The 3,568-nt window shown below is 70.7% G+C and carries 3 protein-coding genes; all 3 read left to right on the forward strand.

The features are described from left to right. On the forward strand, positions 1 to 1,088 hold a 1,088-nt coding region (locus tag ABD194_RS19535; RefSeq protein ID WP_343994599.1), incomplete at its 5' end, for a fibronectin type III domain-containing protein. Between the two features lie 102 nt (positions 1,089 to 1,190). After that, the gene (locus tag ABD194_RS19540) at positions 1,191 to 2,195 is read left to right on the forward strand and encodes an AAA family ATPase (RefSeq protein WP_343994601.1); all 1,005 of its coding nucleotides are present in this window, start codon (positions 1,191 to 1,193) and stop codon (positions 2,193 to 2,195) included. Positions 2,196 to 2,226: 31 nt separating this feature from the next. Further along, on the forward strand, positions 2,227 to 3,568 hold a 1,342-nt coding region (locus ABD194_RS19545), incomplete at its 3' end, for a DUF58 domain-containing protein (RefSeq protein ID WP_343994603.1).

Consider the following 3,568-nt stretch of genomic DNA (forward strand, 5'->3'; position numbering starts at 1 on the left):
TCTCGTGGCCGTCCACCGACCCCAACGGCCCGGCCATCACGAAGTACGACGTCTACCGACGCACCGGGAACGGGCCGTGGACCCTCATCGACACCCGTTCCGGCGGTGAGTCGCGCGTCGCGAGCGACACCATCCCCTACCAGGGCCAGACCGTGCAGTACGTCGTCACGGCCACCAACGGCGGCCCCTCCACGTCCGACAAGACCAACTACAGCTCGTACGTTGCTGACGGCGTCCCCGAGACCCCGTCGCTGAGGTCCGTCTCGACGCCGAACAAGGACTACGCGGCCAACGCCTCGTTCACCCTCGGCGACTCGCGGTCGCGCGGCTACCAGAAGGTCAACTGGCAGACCTCGGCCGGCCGCTCCGGCTCGTGGGACTGCTCCGGCGGCTGCTCCGGAGGCACGGCCACGAACCTCGGCACGAGCCAGCAGTCGATGCAGGTGCAGGCCTGCAACGTCGCCGGCCGGTGTTCCCCGTGGTCCAACAGCGTCTCGTTCCACCCCTACGGACCCACCAACGGCGTGCCGGGCCTGCGCGAGAGCCACGACAACAACAGCATCACGTTCACGTGGGGCACCGCGGCGAGCGAGGGTCGCCCCATCACCGGCTACGAGATCGACGGCGACCGCAACCAGACCGTCGGTGCGGGCACGCACTCGACGACGTTCAACAACCTGGGGTACTCGACGTCGAAGCGGATCCGGGTCCGGGCGATCGCCCAGGACTCCGGGCCGGGGCCGTGGACCGGATACGTCACCGGCACGACCAACGCGGCACCCAAGCCGAAGGTGAACTGGCTGCGGCCCACCGGGCAGACCGGCTACGTGCCGGGATGCAGCACCGGCGACTGCCAGTACCTGCAGTACGACCTGCAGGACTACCAGGGCGACATCAGCTGCACCTTCGCCAGCAGCAAGGGCAACTGGCCGTACAACCACGACGACGGCACCAACGGTTCGATCCAGCCCCACAACGGCACCAACACCTCCGGCAAGTTCTTCGGCTACTCGGGAGGGTGGGTCAAGGTCACCTGCAGCGGCAGCAACGGCAGCGACTCGTTCACCCGAGACCCCTGGGGCGGCTGACCGCAACCGCCCTCCCCGACGCGGCCCGCAGGCCGCGCAGCGACCCCAGCCACCCGGCATACGAACGCCTTCCCGCATGAACCACGACAGGAGCACGACACCATGACGGCCACGCCCACCACCGGTCGCGTCACGAGCCAGATCACGCAGGAGCAGGTCACGTGGTTCGCCCACACCTTCGACCAGCTCGTCGCCAACATCGAGAAGGCCGTCCTCGGCAAGCAGCACGTGACGCGCCTGGCGCTGACCTGCCTGCTCTCCGAGGGGCACATGCTCCTCGAGGACTTCCCCGGCACCGGCAAGACGCAGCTGGCGCGCGCCCTGTCGGCGACGGTCCAGGGCACGCACAGCCGCATCCAGTTCACTCCCGACCTGCTGCCGAGCGACGTCACCGGCGTGACGATCTACGAGCCCACCAAGCAGGCCTTCGAGTTCCACCCCGGCCCGATCTTCGCGACCATCGTGCTCGCCGACGAGATCAACCGCGCCTCGCCCAAGACGCAGTCGGCGCTGCTCGAGGTCATGGAGGAGGGCCGCGTCACCATCGACGGCAAGCCGCATTCGGTGGGCCAGCCGTTCATGGTCATCGCGACCCAGAACCCGATCGAGCAGGCCGGCACCTACCGCCTGCCCGAGGCCCAGCTCGACCGCTTCCTGATGAAGTCGAGCGTCGGCTACCCCGACCACGAGGCGACCATCGCCGTGCTCGCCGACGCCAAGACGCGCGACCGGGCCAAGACGCTCAGCCCCCTCATCGCCAGCAACGTCATCGTCGAGATGAGCAAGCTCGCCGACGAGGTGCACGTCGACCCGGCGATCCTCGGCTACGTCAGCCGCATCGCCGAGGAGTCGCGCCGCCACCCGTCGCTGAAGCTCGGCCTGTCGGTGCGTGGCTGTCTGGCCTACGTCCGCTGCGCCAAGACGTGGGCCGCGAGCCAGGGCCGCACCTACGTCGTGCCCGACGACATCAAGATGCTCGCGGAGCCGGTCCTCAGCCACCGCCTGCTGCTGGCTGCGGAGGCCCAGTTCGCCGGCACGACGGTCGAGCACGTCATCGACCAGATCCTCGCCGACATCGCCCCGCCGGCCGAGCGCGCCTCGGCCTGACCGCTCGACCGCAGAAGCACGAGGGGACCGCATGACCGAGCAGGACCAGGAGGCCGCGCCGCGCCGTGGCATCCGCCAGACCACCCAGCCGCTCACCCGCTCGATCGGGCAGGTGGCCCGCCGGACGGAGGGCGTGTGGCGCCCGGTCGCGCGGGTCGTGGGCTGGGTATCGCCGTTGGGCTGGACGATCCTCGCGCTCGGTGTCGTCTGCTGGCTCGTCGGTGCCCGCTGGGGCTGGACCGAGCTGCTCATGGTGGCGGCAGCGGCGCTGGTCCTCTTCGCGATCTGCCTGCTGCTCGCCCTCGGCCGCACCAAGGTCCGCATCGTCGCCGAGGTCGACCCGCGGCGGGTCACGGTCGGCGAGCCGGCCACCGGGCGCATCCTCGTCACCAACGAGGCACGCACGCCGATGCTCCCGATCCTCGTCGAGCTGCCCGTCGGGCTGTCGGCGGCCCGCTTCGTGCTCCCCGCGTTGACCCCGGGCAAGGCGCACGAGGAGCTCTTCGTCGTCCCGACGTCGCGCCGCGGCGTCATCCAGGTCGGCCCGGCCACGACCGTGCAGGGCGACCCGCTCGGTCTGATGCGCCGCACCCTGACCTGGACCGAGCGCACCGAGCTGTTCGTGCACCCGCGCACGGTCGCCCTCGAGTCCCTCGGCGCGGGGCTGCTGCGCGACCTCGAGGGCAGCACCACCGAGGACGTCTCGATGAGCGACCTCGCCTTCCACGCCCTGCGCGAGTACCAGCCGGGTGACGACCGGCGCTACATCCACTGGCGCAGCTCGGCCAAGGCCGGCAAGCTCCTCGTGCGCCAGTTCCTCGACACCCGGCGCTCGCACGTCACGGTCATCGTCGATCCCGACCCGGAGCAGTACCGCTCCGGCCACGGCCGCACGGGTCGCACCGGTCACGACGACCGTCGGCTGGAGAGGGACGTGATGGCGGCCAACGCGCCGACCGCCACCCAGGCCGACGTCGAGACCGCGATCTCGGTCGGCAGCTCGATCATGGTCCGCGTCATGCTCGACGAGCAGGACTGCACGATCGTCTGCGGCAGCCAGAAGGTCACGAAGTCCGTGCCGCAGGTCGGCCTGGACGCCATGTCGCGGGTCGAGCCGGGACCCGCCGAGCTGCTCGCCGCCTCGCTTGCCGCGGCAGACCTCGCACCCGACACGAGCACCTGCTTCCTCGTCACCGGGCCGCACCGCCCGTTCGTCGAGCTGCAGCGTGCGGCCGCGCAGTTCCCCCCTGAGGTGACCCGGGTCGTCGTCGTCATCGACCCGCAGGCCGACCACGGCATCCGTCGGGGTGGCGGCCTGACCATCCTCACCCTCGCCCGCCTCGAGGACCTCCGCTCGCTTCTCGTCTCAGGGG

The sequence above is a fragment of the Terrabacter terrae genome, assembly GCF_039529575.1.
Taxonomy (GTDB): domain Bacteria; phylum Actinomycetota; class Actinomycetes; order Actinomycetales; family Dermatophilaceae; genus Terrabacter; species Terrabacter terrae.

Excerpts from the sequence above, each read along its gene's own strand:
- ABD194_RS19540 (WP_343994601.1), top strand. The coding sequence starts at position 1,191 with ATGACGGCCACGCCCACCACCGGTCGCGTCACGAGCCAGATCACGCAG.